12 protein-coding genes are annotated in these 21,064 nt (G+C 51.0%); 3 read left to right on the forward strand and 9 right to left on the reverse strand.

Going from position 1 to position 21,064, the window contains the following annotated elements:
* The first annotated feature begins 20 nt into the window (after nt 1-20).
* Nucleotides 21-428 carry a hypothetical protein gene (locus HY774_07790; protein ID MBI4748377.1) on the forward strand — a complete coding sequence of 136 codons (408 nt, stop codon included), beginning with the start codon at nt 21-23 and terminating at the stop codon, nt 426-428.
* A 37-nt stretch (nt 429-465) separates the two neighbouring features.
* Here the strand turns inward: HY774_07790 and HY774_07795 are convergent, their stop codons facing one another.
* Together HY774_07795 and HY774_07800 are read right to left on the reverse strand one after the other, a co-directional pair.
* A complete protein-coding gene (locus HY774_07795; GenBank protein ID MBI4748378.1) occupies nt 466-4,500 on the reverse strand; it encodes a hypothetical protein in 4,035 nt (1,344 codons plus the stop codon).
* Between the two features lie 775 nt (nt 4,501-5,275).
* A complete protein-coding gene (locus HY774_07800; GenBank protein ID MBI4748379.1) occupies nt 5,276-5,464 on the reverse strand; it encodes a hypothetical protein in 189 nt (62 codons plus the stop codon).
* Between the two features lie 411 nt (nt 5,465-5,875).
* Between HY774_07800 and HY774_07805 the strand changes: the two genes are divergently transcribed.
* Nucleotides 5,876-7,774, forward strand: a complete 1,899-nt coding sequence (locus HY774_07805; protein ID MBI4748380.1) for a pyruvate kinase — start codon at nt 5,876-5,878, stop codon at nt 7,772-7,774.
* 145 nt (nt 7,775-7,919) lie between these two features.
* Here the strand turns inward: HY774_07805 and HY774_07810 are convergent, their stop codons facing one another.
* From HY774_07810 to HY774_07840, 7 genes are all read right to left on the reverse strand, one after another.
* On the reverse strand, nt 7,920-8,522 hold the full coding sequence (locus tag HY774_07810) for a Uma2 family endonuclease (GenBank protein ID MBI4748381.1): 603 nt from the start codon (nt 8,520-8,522) through the stop codon (nt 7,920-7,922).
* A 169-nt stretch (nt 8,523-8,691) separates the two neighbouring features.
* Entirely contained in the window at nt 8,692-8,961 is a 270-nt protein-coding gene (locus tag HY774_07815; protein MBI4748382.1) for a DUF2277 domain-containing protein, read from the reverse strand.
* 95 nt (nt 8,962-9,056) lie between these two features.
* Nucleotides 9,057-9,938: a hypothetical protein gene (locus HY774_07820; protein MBI4748383.1), complete on the reverse strand. Its 882-nt coding sequence runs from the start codon at nt 9,936-9,938 to the stop codon at nt 9,057-9,059.
* Between the two features lie 157 nt (nt 9,939-10,095).
* A complete protein-coding gene (locus HY774_07825; protein MBI4748384.1) occupies nt 10,096-10,617 on the reverse strand; it encodes a DinB family protein in 522 nt (173 codons plus the stop codon).
* Nucleotides 10,618-10,681: 64 nt separating this feature from the next.
* Nucleotides 10,682-11,344, reverse strand: coding sequence for a hypothetical protein (locus tag HY774_07830; GenBank protein ID MBI4748385.1), 663 nt, complete (start codon nt 11,342-11,344; stop codon nt 10,682-10,684).
* A gap of 60 nt (nt 11,345-11,404) precedes the next feature.
* Nucleotides 11,405-11,830 carry a hypothetical protein gene (locus HY774_07835; GenBank protein ID MBI4748386.1) on the reverse strand — a complete coding sequence of 142 codons (426 nt, stop codon included), beginning with the start codon at nt 11,828-11,830 and terminating at the stop codon, nt 11,405-11,407.
* Between the two features lie 2 nt (nt 11,831-11,832).
* Nucleotides 11,833-12,741: an acetamidase/formamidase family protein gene (locus HY774_07840; protein MBI4748387.1), complete on the reverse strand. Its 909-nt coding sequence runs from the start codon at nt 12,739-12,741 to the stop codon at nt 11,833-11,835.
* 349 nt (nt 12,742-13,090) lie between these two features.
* Between HY774_07840 and HY774_07845 the strand changes: the two genes are divergently transcribed.
* A partial coding sequence (locus tag HY774_07845; protein ID MBI4748388.1) for a DUF11 domain-containing protein occupies nt 13,091-21,064 on the forward strand: 7,974 nt, incomplete at its 3' end.

The raw sequence follows: 21,064 nt of genomic DNA on the forward strand, positions 1-21,064 counted from the left end.
ACCCTGGTCTTCTGAACCCTATGAATTGGAAAAACTTACTCCTCTGGTCTGGTTATGTTGTTTTCGCTGGCATTGCTTTTTACACCGGTTGGAGCGACCGGATTTTCTCGTTTTCAGGTCCGCTCGCCTCGGTGAAAGTGCTGATTTGGGTGATTTATCTCAGTTTTCTGGCCTTCACGGTTTTCTGTAGCACCAAAGAAGACTTGCTTCGAAGTCTGTTCAAAATGGCTGAACTGCATTGGGGACGGCAAGTTGGGATGGATCTGTACATCGGGTTGACGCTGATGACGTTGATGATCTACCTGCACAGCGGTTCGTGGCTGGTGGTGCTGGCGTGGGTGGTGCCACTGCTGCTGTACGTCAATCTGGCAACGCTGCTCTACGTCGTGATTTATTTTGACTCGATTGTGGCGAAGTTTATGAATTGAATCTAGTTGGTGAAGATAGGTCCAGCGATCCGATTGCCTATTCAAGCAGTTGATGAAGTTCATGCGAAAACCCAAGGTCTTGCCAGATCTCAAAGTTATTTAGTTGACTTCGTTGGCTTTGTTGGATTCTTTGAAGTCGCTCCGTGACCTTTGCTGCTTCGTGCCATTTTGAAGGAAGAAGTTGTTTTTGCAGTGCAATCAAGAAGTGTTGAATTGCGTCATTGGATTCTCTATGGCTTAAAGTATGGAGAGTTAATTCAAGTACATCATTTTGACCCTCAACTAAATCGGCTATTTTCATTGCCAAATCAGTAGCTTCTGAACTTTTGAATCCTAATGCAAGCTGAATGATAAGTGCTGACTCACGATAATCAGGATCATTAAAACGATCTGGATCAAGCAATGATAGTGGAATATTGGGAGCGTTACCTACAGCAGTAAACGCTTTAAGAATTTTGAGAATTCCTAAACGAGTTGGATCTGAACAAAATCCTTGTGAAAATAGCTTAGTTAGATAGTCGTTTCCACTAACGGTATATATCTCTAGTTTCATTTTTCTAGCAAATGAATCTATAACCTCCATCCATTCATTATCGAGAAGGTTATGGATCTCAAGGAATTGCAAGATTTCGATAGGAAAATTTAAATAACCAGATGAAGCATCTTCCAGAAACGACTGAAATTGGATAGGTGTAAGAACAGGTTGCTCCTGAATCCAAACCTGATCGTCTAAATTTATATCTCTCCAAACCAAAAGCAGAAACGAAGCATAAAACTGTTTGACCGTAGTTTCTTGAAGTTGGAAATAAAAACTGAATTGTTCTTTAATATTATTTTGTTTTGAAACAGGGGCTAAACGGTATTCATAAGGAAATGGGAGAAGGAGGTTTTTCATTTGGAAAGCTTTAATCAATTCAGGTATTTCTACCTTTAAGCGAAATTGTTCAATGCTAATGCCATTCTTTACCCAAATTCGCTCTGTTTCTCTCCAGTCTTCTACGTCTCCCATATCTCCATTTTCAATATGGTTTGCAATTGTTAATAAATCTAATTTGTTATGAGTTGCTAATAAGCATAACTCTACCAACCATGGCCCACTTTCTCTAACCCATTTAAGAAAATGATCTGAGAGAATGTGATAGTTCTCTCCAATGCATCTTAGTGCTTTTGATAGTGATTCCCGGGAAGGATTGATTACAAAGGAATCTATGGCCGTGACGAGTATCCATTCAATAGATGGATTTGGCATTTTCTCCAAGGAACTTGAGTTGTCAGTACTTTGTTGGGGTAATCCAAATAAAAGGACTGCTTTGAGACGAGCATTTGAAGGGACGTTAACTTTGATTTCCAGAATTGGGGGCGAAATTCTTGAATGTCGCAGGATTTCAAGTGCCTTACTTAGCCACCCAAGGTGCGCCTTTGGCTCGCTTTCCAATGGAGCCCTAGTTAACTTTGTATCTAGAAATGAGAGTTTCCATTCGCTATTTATAAAATCCAATGGGGATAGGTGCGGAACGAGATCAATCATCTTTTTAACTATCCATACATTTTGCTTCCTCAATGGACACACATTAAAAACTGCTAATTGTTGAAGCGGATCAGTTGGCCAATATTTAGTTTCGAGTTCTTCTGCCCATTCAACTTCCTGTCGAATAAGAATACTTAAACAAGCCCAGGCACCCAGACAACTTTGCGGATTGCTTTGTGAAATCCGAGAATTTATTGCTTTAGAGAATTCATTTTCCAAGTCAGGGGTATAAATAGAAGCGAGGCGCTCAGCAAACCATGAAGGGTTATTTTCTAAATATTTGGGCACATCCAAAAGATGTAAGGCAATCTCTATGAAGTGTTTAGCAGAATTCGGAGTCTTTAAAAGGGATCCTTCTTCAAGTAGTTCCAGTGCAAGTTGAGATCCAAGACGAATTGCTGAATATAGACTGTATTGGGCTGGGTCATTAAAGTCGGTGCAAATCTTCGAGATTTCATTCAAAAGACCCTTATTTCGATCTTTAAAGCATTTTCCAACAGCGAACAAAAACACATTCCGCCACGCGCTTATGGGGGCAATTTTCCTCAATCGTTTCTTTATTTCTTCTTCATTGCCAATCATTAGTGCCCAGGCAGCCATAAATTCCTGCAATGGTCGAATTACAAATCCGATTGTCTCTGGTTTGGGATCCCCCAGAAAAACGAGTCGTTTAGTAGCTGCATCGAAAATCTGTTGATGCAAAGTTCGAAGTTTTGACCCGCTAAATCCGCTCTCTTTTAGTTGGTTTTCAACCAGTTCTTCGAAACGCTGAGAAGATATCTGAGCATTCGTTTCTCCCGATTGTTCACTTTTTATCTGAAGTAGTAATCCGACTCGTTGATGAACACCCTCGACTTCTGCCTCGCGTTCACTTAACACCGTCGAAGCCGGTCGGTCAGCAAGTTCTCGTTCATAAATAACCTGATAGTATCGGCTGAACAAGTTCCATCGTTCCTGGGGTGGTTCACTAAGCCGTTCCAGCAAAGCTGCCATAATGGTTACGTGTAAGGGGCTTTCCATCAATTTAGCAGTTGTTGGCTTTTCTGAGGCTCGTTTAAGTCTTTCAAGAACTGTACGCTGGGTGTCTGATTCAGGCCCAAACTTGGCGCTGACCAGTCTGTTTGCATAGTGCAGGGCACGTACTGGAGAAAGAGGTGCTAACCAAAGGTGATGGTAAATATCTGTTGAAAAGTCGTTGTTGTATCCTTGAGGTCTTGTTGTGGCAAGGACCAAAACATCTGCACCGTAATCATTGATATCGACAAAAAATCCTTTTATTTCATTCAATACTCGATCCCGATTACTTGACGCAGGAACCTCATCCAGGCCGTCCAAGATCAATAACCATGGGTATGTCCTTAGCCATTCGCGGAGATTATCGGGTGACAAATCATGATTGGTTCTATCACCAATTTGAGTAACGAGATAAGAGAGAAGCGATTTGGTTGTAGGATCGCTGGCAAGTTTAGCGGCAAAGTCATTTAAAACAACTCGCACTGGAAATCGTCGAACAGTTGGAATGTCTAACTCCTCTGCTTTACATTGATCGAGAAATGCTCGTTTGGATTCTTCAACATCAGTTTCCAGGTTGGTGCGGTCTTTCAGGATTGAAACTCGAAACAACTGACACAAAAACTGACCTAAAGTTGATTTCCCCTGACCGGGTCCCCCGATGAGGACAATTCGTGAACCATCAACAGGTTTCTTTCCCTTACCTAGTTCAGTTTGGTTTGAAGTTGGAGTGAGTTTTTCGTGGGCATACTCAAGAACTCTGGCTACCAGCCCTGGAGGGAGCTTTCTATTCAGGAAATGTTCAGAAGGTGGCGCAATCGCTGGTTGATCGAGTGCAGGCAAATCAACAAAAACACGATCAATTGAGATCCGCTGTTTTAATGTATGGCCAGCTTGTTCTAGTTTTAGAGATTGGTCATTGAGAAACTCTTTTTGAAGAAAATTGGAAATAATCGTCTCAAAGTTGGGGGTTTTGGGGGAAAACCATTTGAGAATCTGAGCCAAAACATCGCCAGGTGTTATCCAGGCTGCATAAGCACATCTGGTATCACGATCTCCATCGAGATATCTGGAGATTTTATCAAAATGCCAGATGTCATAGCCTTTTAATGGATAAGTCTGAGCAAATGAGTTCAAATGCTCTTTAACTTTATCTTGAGAACCCGATTCTTCAACTGGGGTCAAAACAATGTTAGTAGCGAAAATATAGTAATCCGGTTTCCTTTTTCGATTTTTCGGATGAGTGAATTTTCTTAATTCTGTTTTAAGCTCATTAAGTGCCCAATCACCATCATCTGTTGAGTTTTTAGGCCGCTGCAAAAACTTAGCCTGGATGATTCCATAACCGTTCCATTGATCCTCCTCCCGACCGAACGGACTGTAACTGGTTGGCCCATCAAAAGTCGCCTCTCGTCCTCCATCTGGCCCATCACCAAATATGCTGACACCAGGGCCGATGATTTTAAGAGCCAGCGCCTGGATAAGTTGCTCAAAGGAACGAGTGCTCAATCCTGATAAGTTATAGTCACCCATAGATTTACTCCAGGAATTTTGTCCAGAACCAACAAGAGGAAAGTCAACTGGCTCATTGATTTTTCATCAATCCAGAAGTATTGAAATTGATTGACCTGGATGGACGTGTAACCCCAAAGCCGTTGCAGTATAGAGCAAGAGGAATATGCAAGAAGGTGAGTAAGCTTGTCAATGTGGAAGAAGCCACAATTTGTTAAAACAAGAAGTATTGTTTTAGATTCAAATTGTGAGAGTAAGTAGGGAGCAACTTCAATTCAATCTTAACTTTGAACCAAGTTCTTCTTTCGCCACTTCGCAGCAGCAAGACAGCATTAGGTTTTCATCCAGTATGCTAACAAAAGATGTAGTTTGATCTGCAAAGCCGAATCAGAATATTAGCCTCGGGGAAGCTATTTGGCGCACCACCCCAGAACGGATTGCTACCCCAATCAGGTGCAACCCAAGTCCTTAGGGACTGTTAAAAATTAACTTCCCGTTTTCGTTTGGGGGAAAGTATTTGGATTGAGCATCCTGAAAGGCTGCTGTTCGGATAGCTGGTGGTTGCTCGGCTGCAGTGAACTACCACCGGAAACAGGTTTCATCCTGTCCAGTTCTCCGCGCTTCGCCTGCGCCCCGTCGGTGCACGGCGAAGCGCAGAGTGACAAGAGGTGGCCGAGGTGACCGGTGGTAGTCCCAAAGCGGCCAACCGACCGGCTATGTGAACGGCAACGCTTCATAAACAGCATCGGGCGGAAGGTATTCAAAGCGGTCTGCTCCGAATCCTGGCGGACCAGGTTCATTGCGAAAGATTCAGCACCGGGAAGTTCGAGATAGATATGAAGGGCTTCGGTAAATTTTTCTCTTTTTCGAGCTTTTGGGCCTGAAAAAATCTGGTGTCAGGCGGAGCCGGAGGCAATTCCTGAGCACACACCGCCATACCCTGAAACAACATACACACCAACGCCAGCAACGCAGCACGGAGCATAGGCTTTCCTTTCAATCATTTGTGGTGAACGCCGGTTTTCATTTTGTAAATGATACCAAAAATGAGAGTTGTTGGTTATTTCTTTGTCTTTCTTACATCGAACTCACGTTAAGTACCTGGTGAACCTCGGGTTATTTGCCCCAGAAGACCGAAGCAAGAGAAAGCTTGAACTCTATACCTTTTTATGAGGATCTGGAGTTGAAGCAGGTAAGCCGACAATGGCAAGATACAAAGAAAACAAGGTTGCCCCAACCAGACAAGAAAAGCGCATTCGCTCCCCAAAATTATTCAATTCTGAATCTTATACCATCTTGGAATGGCCCTATCGTATGAGCAAGAGGCTAACTTGTTGATAAAATTGTATTTCCCTTAAGCCCGATGCCCTTAGCCCTAAATGGTCTTATTTGCTCCATGTCACACCCAAACAACTGTCTTGACCTCACTCCTTCTCAACTGACTGCGGAGATGGAATCTTTGTTTGCTGAATTGACCACGATTCGCGCGGAAATGATCAATTTGGCAAGCCCAGTTGAAACCATTCTGGATAAACTCAATCCAACTTACCATGAAAGCGCACGCAACTTGCTGCATTATCTGGCGTTGCGGCGACATGACCTGCGTCCGCTTCAGTTACGGCTGGCGGGCCTGGGCCTGTCTTCACTGGGACGGGCTGAATCACATGTGCTGGCAACGGTGGATGCTGTCTTGCGTGCGCTTCATCGGCTGATTCAACGAACTGGCGATCTACCGAAGCCAGAATCGCCAGCCCTTGATTTTGCCGGAGGTCAGCGCCTGCTCAACGACCATACCGAACGGCTGCTGGGGCCGGTTCCGACAGGGCGCGAGGTTCGGATTATGGTCACCATGCCGGGTGAAGCCGCCAATGATTACATGCTGGTGCATAACCTGCTCCGCCAGGGGATGAATTGCATGCGCATCAATTGTGCCCACGATGATGCCCGAGCCTGGAAACGAATGATTGACCACCTGCGTCGCGCCGAAGCGTCGCTGGGCCGGTCGTGTCGGGTCGTGATGGATCTGGCGGGGCCGAAACTGCGGACTGGACCCTTGGAACCTGGAGCGACGGTAATGAAGATTCGTCCGCAACGCGATGTATATGGAAAAGTTATCGCTCCGGCCCGCGTGTGGTTCACCAATGAAGAATCGCCGGTCCGGTCTCCGTCACCGGCTGATGCCGTCCTTCCCGTGTCGGCTGATTGGCTGGCGCAACTTGAGGTCGGAGACGCGGTCAAGTTTCGGGATCTTCGTGGTGCCGCGCGAACCCTGCACGTGGTGGACGCCACCGATGATGGATGTTGGGCCGAACTCAAACGCGTGGCCTATATCGTTCCTGGAATTGTGCTCCACATCGAGCCAGGTGATCACCGCCCTGAAACTGGGAAAACAGAAGTTGGTGTGTTTGCCCCACGTGAAAATCCAATCACTGTACAGCAAGGGGATTTGCTGATTTTGACTCGGAATTTAAAACCGGGCCGACCAGCCACGGTGGATAGCCGTGGGAGAATTCTCTGTCCAGCTTCGATTGGCTGCACCTTGCCCGAAGTGTTTGACGATATTCGGGCCGGAGAGCGAATCTGGTTTGATGATGGCAAAATTGGCGGCGTCATCGAACGCATCGAAGCTGATCGAATCCTGGTTCGAATCACACAGACGGCAGCCCAAGGGGCCAAACTCCGAAGTGATAAAGGCATCAACCTGCCTGACAGTACCCTGCGGTTGTCGGCATTGACCGAAAAGGATATTGCGGATCTCCAGTTTGTGGTTCATCACGCGGATGTGGTGGCGCTCTCGTTTGCCAATCAAGCGCAGGATGTTGATTTGCTTCGGGAGGAAATCAGCCGAATCGGTGGGCCACAACCCGCCGTGATTCTCAAAATTGAAACCCGCCGGGGGTTTGAAAACCTGGGCGACATGTTGCTGACCGCCATGCGCATGCCCTGTTCCGGCGTGATGATTGCCCGTGGCGATCTGGCGGTTGAATGTGGTTTTGAACGACTGGCTGAAGTTCAAGAGGAAATTCTCTGGATTTGCGAAGCCGCGCATGTGCCGGTGATTTGGGCAACCCAGGTTTTGGAAACGCTGGCCCGCCAGGGAATGCCATCGCGGGCCGAAATCACCGACGCGGCCATGGGTCACCGCGCCGAATGCGTGATGCTCAATAAAGGTCCCTTTGTGGTCAATGCCGTCCAGGTGCTGGATGACATTTTGCAGCGGATGCAGGCCCACCAGGCCAAGAAAAGCGCCATGCTCCGGGAACTCCGGTTAGCACATTTGTTTCCGCAGATTTAGGGTTCCGGGTTCCGGGTTCCGGGTTCCGGGTTCCGGGTTCCGGGTTCCGGGTTCCGGGTTCCGGGTTCCGGGTTTTCGAAAAAGGGCATAAAGGACAAAAAGGACAAAAGGGACATAAAGGACCTGAGTTCGAAACCCCTGAACCCTAACCCCTGAACCCTGAACCCCCAGTTGATGTTGGGAAAGTGACCTTGAGATAAAACTCAGCAATTGGAATTTGGCACCCGACTGAAATCAGTTCAATAGTTTCATCAAGCTGGTTGGTTTCATACAAAAGCCACATCCCATCGGCCTGACGAACAAATCGCTCGACATGGACCCGATCTTGAGCGACGAGCAGATACTCACGGAATGAAGGGTTGGTTCGATATCGCTCAAATTTCTCTCCACGGTCATAGTTTTTGGTTGAGTCTGAGAGAACTTCAACAATCAACAGTGGATTGGTCAATGTGTCGAGTTCTTCGTCAACAAACTCTGGTTCTGTGCAGACAACGACAACATCTGGATAGGCATACAACCCCGCTGGGCTCACTTGCACGCGAAGATCGGTCGAATAAATCAGACATGGTTTATCTCGGAGCCGGGTGCGGAGTTCTCCCGCAATGTTGCCGACAATTTGAACGTGCCGAGCCGATGCCCCACCCATGTCATAAATGATTCCATCAAGGTACTCACGCCTGATATCGGAAGCCCGGTCAATTGTGAGGTATTCTTCGTCAGTGTAGTAATGTTTAAGTTGTGTTGACATCGTAAACTCCCTCTGAGCAAAACCTCTTGAGATACTATCACTATTTCCTAATACCGTGTGATACCAGTTTGTAATGAGATCCCCGTATTAGAAAACAGTTAAGTAATTCAAATAAATAAACTTAGCGAACTACTGACTACTGACTACAAAAAAGTTGATACCGGGCGGTTCACGTCGGAAATCTCCGGGCGGTGCGGGCCTGGGCTTTGGCGGCCATTTCTTCGCGAGTCCTCGGCGGTGAATTTGTCTCAAGGGCACTCAGCAGGTTTTTGGAAATGGTGGTGATTTCCTCAACTGCTGCCAGAAACGCTGGTTCATTGGCTTTTGATGGTTTATTGAAGCCACTCACTTTTCTCACAAATTGGAGCGCGGCGGCCCGAATCTCTTCATCCGTCACAGGTGGCTCGAAATTGAACAGGGGTTTGATGTTGCGACACATAAAATGTACCTCGTTGAAGTTCAGGGTGCTTGGTGCTTGGTTTCGAAAACCCGGAACCCGGAACTCGGAACCCAGAACCCGGAACCCCCACCTGCCTACTTACCCGGTGAAAGCTGGAATGTGGACGAGTCAATGGTTTCGTTTACCACGACTTTTTGAATCGTGATCTGCCAGTTGTATAGGGTTGAGCCATTTGGTGAAAACAAAATCTTGTAGCTGTGGGGCAGCACCAGGCCCTGTTCGTCTGAAAAATCATCGAACCGCTCAGTCATTTTAATGCGCGGTGTCTGAATCTGGGCTGATTGGTCAGGTGTAGCACCCATTTGAGCCGCAAAAACCTGTTCATATTCCGTCTGGATATGCCGAAAGTGCTCGGTGTCGAAATAGAGCCGAATCGTTACATCCGAGCCGCCTTTGGGCTGATAGCGGAGTAAATGCGCCGGCGTGCCGTCCACTTTTTTGATTCCACCATATTCGAGCCGGGCTTTGGTTGATGTGAGGTCAAGAAGCGGCCAGCCGGTTGAGAGCACGCCGCCAAGCAACCCTTCCTGAAAAATCACTTTTCGGGGGAGCAGGTATTCGCTGAGCGGAGACCGAACGCCGGGCCGCGCATAGCCTGACCAGACCCGATTCCCGTCAAACGTGGTGCGCTCCGATTGATAATCACTGAGGTTAAAGTTCATTCCAAGCAGGACTTTTTTACCTTCTGATGTAAAAACGGCAGGGCCAGAGGGCCGCAGGTCTCGAACCGCAAACGACAGGAAACTGGCGGTTCCTTCTGCCCGGCGGGTTTTGATTGACGCCCGAACCGCCGCTGGGCCAATGGCTTCGAGGTGTTTGGCGATAACGTCTTCGGCCTTGATTTTTTCTCCCCCGCGTGGGGGCAGTTTGGCAAGCGTGGAGTGTGATGTCAGGCAGAAAAACAGGTTGAAAGCAGCAAAAAACAACCACATTCGCGAGATAGAGTTTAGTTTCATAGAACTATTTTTGAGCTTTCAAGGGCAAAGCTCATTCCCTGATGAATAAGATGTGCCGCGCAGATTTGGTGACCCACGACTGGCAAAGGTGGCGGAATGGGAACTGTACTTGATGAAAAATGCTTTCACCTGGAAAAGACACCTGGGATGCGCTTTTTCATTTCAGTATCGAAAGATACTCGCGCCAGGGGCCGACCGCATCACGATATTGATATGCAAAGACGCGTGAAATCTGGGCCAAATGGCTCAAATCATGCGCGACCCAGGTTGCCAGAAGCTGCCGGAGCGTGACGCTCCCAAAAGCTGGGTGCTGACCACGAAGTGCGAGTTGTTCATCTGTCAGGTTGAGCGAAATCAGCTTCTCAAGGTTGGCGGCCCGATGCCGGGCAAACAAGTCCAGTAATTCAGCCAGTGATTGATGGCCATAGCGTTCAAACATTGCCACCCGGTCAAACGGTTCAAACGGGCGACTTTCGCCCTGATTGAGAATGATGAGGGCGCGGGAAATCCAGTCGGTTTCTTCGCCGTGGATCAAATGGCCGACAATGTTGAATGGGCTCCAGGTTTCGGGGCCTTCGGTGGCGTGAATCCATTCGGGAGAGAGTCCATCCAGCAGGGAATGGAGCGTGGCAGGTGTTTGCCGGAGTATTTCAAGTGCGTGAGTGAGTTGGAATTCCATAGTCCTGAAATGAGAAAGTGAAATTGGTGTCGGCCACAGCAGTGTAGCAAAGTTTCTTGAGTTCTCAGAATTTCAAGTAATTCAATCTCTCATGGTAAGCCTGCATTTTTACATACTCCTGGGAATTCGGCACTCGCTTTGGATTTTGGATCAATACCATTTTTTTTCCACGCAACTCATATCTGAATGTTGAAACGTTTTCTGGGCAACAATGAGCGCCAGTTGTAAAATAGCTGACAGTTAGTTGTTTGTTTTTGATGAGTCTTCCGCTCTCAACCGATTCAAAAAGCTGATATTTATCACCTCTGTAAGTCTTTTTGAAGTCTTCTTCAACCTGGGATTCTTTTAACTGGGCAAGGAGTAATGGCTTGCGGTTGACCAAAGAATAAACATAGATGTTTGTCAGATAATATGTTCCACATGCGCTGCCAAAAATAGTAACAACCACAGCTTCTTCATGCTGATCGCCGGTCAAATCACCATAAATCACTTCTGCGACGTGAAAATAGGCCCGACACATTTGGTTACTTCCATCATCACACGTTCCATCCACCACTCTCACTTTTTTACCCAGTTCTGAAAATCGCTTATCAGGTAACGGATAAGTGAAGTTGCGAAAATCAATTGACCGAATTGAAGATGGAGCAGGCTTCAAAGAAGCCACTAAAGGAGGTGGTTGGAACAGAAAAAGAAGCCCGACCAGGAAAAAAGGGAAAATTCTTTTCATGGGGATTAACCTATTGTGGAATTTGTTTCTCTGAACCTTAAACCTTAAACCCGAAAGGGTTTACTCTCCAGCATACCACCATCTTGCCTCAGCGATTTTTCCCTGGCGGACAACCAGATACAGATAGTCGTGTCCTCCGCGCCACCAGTAGACAAGATGTTTTTCAGGTTTGGGAACAAGCATTCCGTTGTGGTACTTGCCGCCCTTGATGATTTCATCTGGTTTGCCAAGCAGGTTGATCACCTGTTTTTCCGGAAGATGTTCAAGCTCAAGACGGTCTCCGAGTTCAGACATCAGCTTGTGAACGGGGCCGTTCCAGTGTCGGAGTTCGGTTTGTTGCCGGTCAGTATCTTTCCGCAATGCTTCACGGTAAGCGCGAAACCTGGCTGCCAGTGTGGCAAGATCGTTTTGTTCGGAAACGGGTTGATTGCTCACCAGTCCCAAAGTGAACAAAAAAAGAAATAAGGTAATTGGGAGTTGGTGCATAGTCAGAAAGAATCAGAATTTTCAGTAATTTGGTAGTTCTTGTTGTTGAATGGTAGATCTGGCACAACTGCCAGCACAATCGGTGAGGCAGGGCCTCCGAATCTGAGTTCAAGCTTTGCCGAGGCATAAGCGTAAGCTTCGAAGTCACTCAAACCAAACTTTTCCACTAAAACCTGATATGCCTGATCAATGGCCGAAAGTTGAGCCTGTTCAATACTTTGGCCAATGCCAACACACATAGTTGCTCCTGGGACAAACAACCGTGGCGATTCAATCCCGGCTTTGGGAATCAGCTCAATCCGGACTGTGACCTGGCCACTGGCTTCGATGGCAATGCAGGTTGGTTCACCCGTGCCCATGGCGGCGTGCAGGTCCCCAATCGAGAGCAGGCCGCCAGGATGAAACACGGGCAACCAGATGCTGGTTCCGCTTCGCAATTCCCGGAGGTCCATATTCCCACCCCATCGTCCTGCTGGGGCAACTGTTGACCCAACACCTTTTTTGGGTGCCACACCGATGCAGCCGATCATTGGATCAAGGTCAACTGTCAATCGCGGACTCAAATGCAAAGTTTGGTTCTGGATGAGAACTTCTTTTACTTGAATCGTTTGGGTCTTGTGGCCGAGGCTACCGAGGTTCGGTACCCAGACTGCCCAGGCCCGACTGATCTGGATATCGAGTACTTCCACACAAATCGCATCACCTTTCTGTGCACCCTGGATCGCCACCGGGCCGGTCACCGGGTTGGTCAATTTCCGAACTGCCTGAACGGATTCGCCACGGCTGAGGCGTTCATATTGCTCGTCAGACGTTTCAAATGTCAGGACTGTCCCTGGGGTCACTTCACACACGGGCGACTGAAGGGAAGAAAAGCTGTAAACCGAGTGATTCTTGGGAATCATAGTGGCCATAAGTTGTTGAAATATTTGTATTTTTCTGAGATTCGAAAACCTGGATCCAAATAGTATGAGTATTGTTTCAGGATGTTAAGCAGAAATAGACAATGTCATTCACTGGAGAAAGATTTGCCATTGCTTGACTTTTCGCAGGAAATCCATCACAAGTAGTTCCACATCAATCACTTATTTCCCTCTTTTGTTTTTACAAACCACTTATTGATTGCTGGTTCAGGAAATTGGGTGGCTCACTATGTTTGCAGGCGCAGAACGTTCTTTGTGATGTGCTGCAAATGGTTGTCTCCATCACTGATGAACACTCCCCCCAACGCCAAACTGCCTGAATCCGGTTCGCAGGTACATTATGACTTCAGACCGTCGCATTTCCTCCCGGTTTTTCGGTTCAGGTTTCTTTTTCATTGGACTCATCCTGGTATTTGGAGTTGGAAACCACCTTGTGGTTCGGGAAACCGAAGCTCGCAGCCAGAGACTTCCTGGAATCGAGGGAAGTGTTCCAGTGGCAATCAATCCGTTGCTCACCAGCCGAACGATGTTTCCGAAGTTAGGAAATCCGCTCCGGCAAACGCCGACGATTGCGGCGACCAAGGTGGACGCGCTGCAAAATGATGTGGACGGAGACTTTGCCGCTGATCCAGGTGACCGGTTGCGGTATACGGTGGTGATTACCAATTCGGGTGGTGGAAATGCGACCGGAGTGAATTTCACAGACACGATTGACGCCAACACGACGCTGGTAGCCGGGTCGGTGAAGGTCTCACCGCTGGCAATTGCCGATAGTTACAACGCGGTGGGAAACACAACGCTGACGATCAACACCGCGAGCGGCGTCCGGGCCAACGATTATGACGTGGACGGCGTGACGCCGACCGCTTCGCTGGTGGTAACGGCAGGCACATTTGCCACGACGCAGGGCGGGAGCGTGACGATTGCGGCGGACGGGTCATTTACCTATGAACCGCAAGTCGGCGACCAGAATCTGACGGATACTTTTACCTACACCTTGACGGATGGCGACGGGTTGACGGATACCGGAACCGTGACGATCAACCTCGGGCAGCGGGTGTGGTATGTGGATTCAACAGCAAGTGCGGGAGGGAATGGAACGTTCGCGTCGCGGTTTGATTCACTGGCGGACGTAAGTGGAGCGACGGGACCGGACACGGCGGGCGACATCATCTATGTCTTTGAACGGACTGGGGATTACGACGGGAACATGACGCTTCTCAACAATCAGCAGTTGATCGGAAGCGGAGTGGCGTTGACAGTCAACACGATTACGGTGGTAGCTGCTGGGAGCAACACGACGCTGGTGGCGACGGCGGCGAGTACCAATTCAATCACGCTCGGAAGCGGCAATACAGTCCGGGGATTCACGATTGGAAACACAACCGGAGCGGGAATCAGCGGCAACAGCATTGGGACGTTTAACGCCGACACGCTGACGATCAACGGAACGGGACAAATCCTGAGCCTTTCAAACGGAACAATCAACGCCACGTCGGGAATCACGCTCTCGACGACGAGCACGACCCAGACGGCGGTGGTGTTGACCAGCATGGCTGGGAGTCTGACGGCGGGCGGAAGCATCAGCGGGTCAAACGGCTGTTTCACATTCGGGGGAACACTGTCGGTGACCTACAGCGGGAGTGCGACGAATGGCGGCGGGAATCCGCTGGTCAATATTTCGGCCCACAGCACGGGAACGATCACGTTTCAGACCGGGACGTTGAGTTCGACGAGCAATGGGGGATTGACGTTTGACAACGCGGACGGAACATACAATTTTAACGGGACGACGACGCTCAACGGCGGCGGGGCGCGGCTGACGATTTTCAACGGTTCGTCGGGCACCTTCGGCTTTGGCAGCAACACCTCGATCACCAATCCGACCAACGTTGCCTTTGAAGAAAATGGGAGCAATGCCGCGATTACCTACAATGGGACGGTGAGCTCCAATACGGCGTTTCGGCTGGTGGACATCGCCAGCAACACGGGTGGGTCAGTCACACTTTCAGGAAATTTGAGTGGGACGGGAAGTTCAACGGGAATCTCAGTCTCCAGTAATACCGGCGGCACCTATACTTTTTCAGGTGGGACAAAAACGCTGAACACTGGCGCCAGCACTGCCGTCAACTTGAGCAGCAATACCGGGGCGACGATCAATTTCACGGGTGGCGGGTTGGATATTGATACCACCAGCGGCACGGGGTTTACGGCGACTGGTGGCGGAACGGTCAATGTGACCGGCACGGGCAATTCGATTACCAGCACAACTGGAACGGCATTGAACGTCCAAAATACAACTGTTGGAACAAGCACCCTGAATTTCCAAAGCATTTCCTCGTCTGGAGGTTCTGCGACCGGGATTATTCTCGTCAATACAGGTGTCAATCCGCTGGTAGTCACTGGAAATGGTGCAACTTCGCCGAAGGGGGGAAATGGGACGGGCGGCACCATCACCAATAAAACCGGAGGTGCCGATGGTGATGGAACAACCTCATCGGGTGTCTATATCAATAATGGTTCAGCGACACTCCAACACATGAACCTGACGCGGTTCGACAATTTTGGGGTGTATGGACTTTCGGTCAACAATGTGACAGTTCAGTACTGTACGGTGGGGGCAATTTCCGGTAGTGCCTGTGCCGATGCGGATGGCGATATCGGAACGAGTACTGGTTCGCAGGATGCAGCGATTGTTTTTGGAAAGTCCTTGCCAGGCGGTCTGAATGGATTCAACACAACGGGCACTCCCTCCTTCCTCCTGGATAACCTGAAAGTTTTTTGTTCAATTGAACATCAGATTGAAGTTTACCAGCAAAGCCATAGTTTTAGCGGAACGGTGTCAAATAGCGATATCACCGATAACAGCACCAGCGGTGGAAGTGATGGAATCCAAATTGAAACCCACACCGATGGGAATGCCGGCACGCCTCCTGCAAATGCCACCATTTCAATCCAAAACTGTTTCTTTGACGACAACAAATCTCAAGGCATCCAGGCGGCAGCAAATGGGGATTCGACGATAGACATTACGATCAACAACTGTAGGCTTCAAAAATCCACACAAGGGAACGAGGGATTTCTTCTCTCAAATGGGACTGATGGTGACCTGGTTGCCCACGTGACCAACAACGCCATTTCAGGTGTGGGCGGGGTGGCAATTTTTGTCGGTCAAACAGCAGGGAATGCCACGGCGGCTTCGTCACTGACCGCAGTCATTAAAGACAACACGATTACACATCCAACCAGTGCGACAAATCATGCCATTATTGCTTTTTTGACCAGTTGCGGCGCCGGCGCCAGTCCTGTGTGTGCTGCCGCTGCCGCTCCGGCAAACATTCTGATTGACCGCAATACAGTGACGGAGAATTCCACCAGTGGTGTGGCCCGGGCAATTTTGGTTGATACCCCTGATACAAATGCGCTGCCGACCTATACCGCGACCGTCATCAACAACATTGTATCAGTTGGGGATAATGTTAATGGAGTGACCCCAATTGTGGTTCAAGCCCGCCAAGCTTCGGCTGGTTGTTTCGACGTTCGCAACAACACGGCAACTTTCCCGAATGGAGTGCCGGGCGGCCAGTTCGGCATTCGGGTTCGTCAGGCAAATACTGCAACTGTTAATCTTGAGCAAGGTGTGTCGTCAGGAACTGCGGCAACGGTGCTGGCCGCAAACAATCCTGGAACCACAACTGAAGTGCTTGGAACCGTTACAGTTGTATCCAACGCTACTTGCCAAACCGCACCTTCCAGACCAGCCACAACCAGCTCAAATTCAGGAACCCACCTGACCTCACCTGGCAAAACCCTGTCGTTACCCGAGCCAAAAGAACTCAACCGCCGAGCGGTCACCAAATTAACTCCAGACCAGGTTTCGTGGTTGACGGAAGCCGCTATTGCCCGATGGCTCGCCGCCGGAGCACCAGTTGAAAAAATTGACCAGATGCGAGCGGTGAAATTTGGGTTAGCCGATTTGGAAAAAGGCGACCTGTTGACCCAGACCCCATCAACCCTGGTGCTGCTTGACGCGAAAGCTGGCGGGTACGGCTGGTACATTGACCCATCGCCGATGGACGATGTGGAATTTGAAAAGATTGTCTCCGAAACCGAGCTTGAGGCGGGCCAGGCAAGTCCAGCCCACGGCAAAGTGGACCTGTTGACGGTGATCATGCATCAGTTTGGACGCGCACTCGGGCTGGAAGTGCTTGACGGGGAAGAACATGCGCACAAGCTTATGAGCGGGCGGATGGCGGTGGGGGTTCGTCGGGTTCCGGGTTCCGGGTATGAGAAGACAGGGATTCAACTTTCAGATTCCTGGCTTCGGGATTCAACGATGAAAGTCATCACGGCCAGTTACTGGACTGGAATTGGAGATCGGAAAGAACTTTCATCTGACAGTTTGAACTCACCCACGTGGAACCCGGAACCCGGAACCCGGAACCCGGAACCCGGTCTGCTCCGCTCGGGGGAAACGGTAAATTCATCAATTGGAACGATTCCGCCAGGCAAGAGCGTGACGGTGCGCTTTGATGTGGACATTGACAATCCGGTGCCGCAGGGAACCGCGCAGGTATGCAATCAGGGAACAGTGAGTGGGTCGAACTTCAGCAATGTTTTAACCGATGACCCGGACGCGGCGGGGGCGGCAAATCCGACCTGCACGCAGTTGGATGCGGCGAATCTGGCGGTGACCAAAAGCGATGCGCCAGACCCGGTGGTGGCTGGATCAAACATCACGTACACGGTGAATTTCGTCAATAACGGTCCGTCAGCCGCGAACACGGTGACGGTGACGGATGCGGTGCCGACGAACACGACGTTCGTGTCCGCGACGGTGACGACCGGCAGCGGCTGGAGCACCAGCGCGCCGTCGGTGGGCGGGACGGGGAACGTGGTGTTCAGCAAGGCGTCGGTGGCGAATGCGGAAACGGCGGTGTTCACGATTGTGGTGCAGGTGGGAGCGGGAGTCGCCGAAGGAACGACGATCACCAATTCGGCGGTGGCGGCGAGTCCGAAGTTTGACCCGGATACAGCCAACAACACCGCCATGACGACGACGATGGTGATCCGGCGAGCGGACCTGGCAGTGACCAAGAGTGATTCACCTGACCCAGTCGTGGTAACGAACACCATCACCTACACGGTGAACTTCACGAACAACGGACCGAACAGCGCGGATACAGTCACGGTGACGGATGCGGTGCCGACGAACACGACCTTTGTGTCAGCAAGTGTTACCACTGGAACGGGATGGAGCACATCGGCACCATCAGTTGGTGGGACGGGGAACGTGGTGTTCAGTAAAGCATCGGTGGCAAATGGGGAAACGGCGGTGTTCACGATGGTGGTCAACGTCAACGGCAGCACGCCGAACGGAACAACGGTGACCAACACGGCGACGGCGGCGAGCACGACGACCGATCCAACTGGCGGAAACAACAGCGGGACGGCGACGACGACGGTGAACACCCAGGCGGATCTGGCGGTGACGAAGTCGGATAGTCCGGATCCGGTGATTGCGGGAAACAACCTGACGTACACGGTGAACTTCAGCAATAGTGGGCCTGGAGACGCGACGATGGTGACGGTGACGGACGCGGTGCCGACCAACACGACGTTTGTGTCGGCGACAGTGACGACGGGAACGGGATGGGGGACGAGTGCGCCGTCAGTGGGTGGGACCGGGAACGTGGTGTTTTCCAAGGCGACGGTGACGAATGGGGAAACGGCGGTGTTTTCAATCGTGGTGAAGGTGAACGCGAATGCGGTCAACGGCTCAACGATCACCAACACGGCGACGGCGGGGGCAACGACGTCCGATCCAGTTTCAGGAAACAACAGCGGAATGGCGACCACGACGGTGAACACCAGCGCCGACCTTTCAGTGACTAAGAGCGACAGTCCAGACCCGGTAACGGCAGGAAATAATGTGACGTACACGGTGAACTTCACCAATAACGGGCCAAGTGATGCCCAGACGGTGACGGTAACGGATGGGGTGCCGACCAACACGACGTTTGTGTCGGCAACCGTAACAACGGGAACAGGATGGGGGACGAGTGCGCCGAGCGTGGGAGGAACCGGGAACGTGGTGTTTTCCAAGGCAACGGTGGCGGCGAGTGAAACAGCCGTGTTCACCATCGTGGTGAAGGTCAATTCAAACACCGCGAGCGGAGCGGTGATCACCAACACGGCGACGGCCGCCACGGCGACGACTGATCCAACTGGAGGAAACAACAGTGCGACGGCGACCACGACAGTCAATACCAGCGCCGACCTTTCGGTGACCAAGAGCGACAGTCCAGACCCGGTAACGGCGGGAAATAACATCACGTACACGGTGAACTTCACGAATAATGGACCAAGCGACGCCCAAACGGTGACGGTAACGGATGGGGTGCCGACGAACACAACGTTTGTGTCAGCGACGGTCACGACCGGAACCGGGTGGAGCACGAGTGCACCGTCAGTGGGAGGAACCGGGAACGTGGTATTTTCCAAAGCGACGGTGGGAGCGAGCGAAACGGCGGTGTTTTCAATTGTGGTGAAAGTGAATGCGAGCACGGCGAGCGGAACCGTCATCAGCAACACGGCGACGGCAGGAACCGTGACGACCGATCCGAACAGTGGAAACAGCAGCGGCACGGCGGCGACGACGGTGAGTACGAGCGCGGACCTGGCGGTGACCAAAGGTGACAGCCCAGACCCAACCTTTGCGGGAAACACCATCACCTACACGGTGAACTTCACCAATAATGGCCCAAGCGAAGCCCAATCAGTGACGGTGACGGATGCGGTGCCGACCAATACCACCTTTGTATCGGCAACGGTAACGACGGGAACCGGATGGGGCACAAGCACACCAGCGGTTGGTGGGATCGGGAACGTGGTGTTTTCCAAGGGGACAGTCGGCGCGAGTGAAACGGCGGTGTTCACCATCGTGGTGAATGTCAACGGAAGCACGAGTGCTGGAACGGTGATTAGCAACACGGCGACCACCACCACCACTACGACCGATCCAACTGGCGGAAACAACAGCGCGACAGCGACGACGACGGTGCAGGTGCAAACGGATCTGGCCGTAACCAAGAGTGACAGCCCCGACCCAGTGGTGGCGGGAATGAATCTGGCGTACACGATCAACTTTGTGAACAACGGCCCCGGAGACGCGACGACGGTGACGGTGACGGATGGCGTTCCAGTCGGGACGACATTTGTGTCAGCGACGGTGACGACGGGAACCGGGTGGAGCACGAGTGCGCCATCAGTTGGTGGAACGGGGAATGTGGTATTCAGCAAAGGCACCGTGCTCAATACGGAAACAGCGGTGTTTACGATAGTGGTGAACGTCAACAGCGGAGTGACGGCTGGATCAGTTATCAGCAACACGGCAACCGCGAACGCGGGAACGGATCCGAACCCGGCGAACAACAGCGCGACAGCGACGACGACGGTGACGGCGCAGGCTGATCTTTCGGTCACGAAGACGGACAGTCCCGACCCGGTGGCGACGGGAACCAATCTGACGTACACGCTCAATTTCACCAACAACGGGCCATCGGCAGCCCAAACAGTGACGGTGACGGATGCGGTGCCGACCAACACCACATTTGTTTCAGCAAGTGTGATGACTGGAACGGGATGGAGCACCAGCGCGCCAGCGGTGGGTGGAACCGGGAACGTGGTGTTTTCCAAGGCAACCGTGGGTGCGGGAGAAACGGCCCAGTTCGAGGTGGTGGTGGCGGTCAACACGGGGTTGGCGGCGGGAACCACGATCACCAACAGCGCGATGGCAGCGAGCAGCACAACCGACCCGGTAGGCGGAAACAACAGCGGGACGGCGACGACGGCGGTGATTGTGGGGCCGAACCTGGCCAAAGCCTTCAATCCGCCAGCGGTGCCGCCAAATAGTGTGTCAACGCTGACGTTTACAGTGACGAATCCAAATCCAGGGGTGGGGTTGACGGGAGTGAGCTTTACCGACAATCTACCCGCCGGAATGGAAGTGGCGGGAACGCCAAACGTGGTCAACGGATGTGGCGGGAGCGTGACGGCAAGTCCAGCCGGGACGAGCATTGTGGTGAGCGGGATAACCTTAGCACCAGGAGCGAGTTGCACGATATCGGTGGATGTGCTGGCGACGGGACTTGGGTCGCTGGTCAACACGACCGACGCGGTGACATCAACCAACGGAGGAACGGGGAATCAGGCGACGGCGACGCTGGTGTCAATTGTGAACGTGAACGAACCGTTCCAGTTGCTGGTGGCGGATACCAACAACCATCGGATTCAGAAGTTTGACGGGACGACG

The sequence above is a fragment of the Acidobacteriota bacterium genome (assembly GCA_016208495.1).
In the GTDB taxonomy this organism is placed as follows: Bacteria; Acidobacteriota; Blastocatellia; order Chloracidobacteriales; family Chloracidobacteriaceae; genus JACQXX01.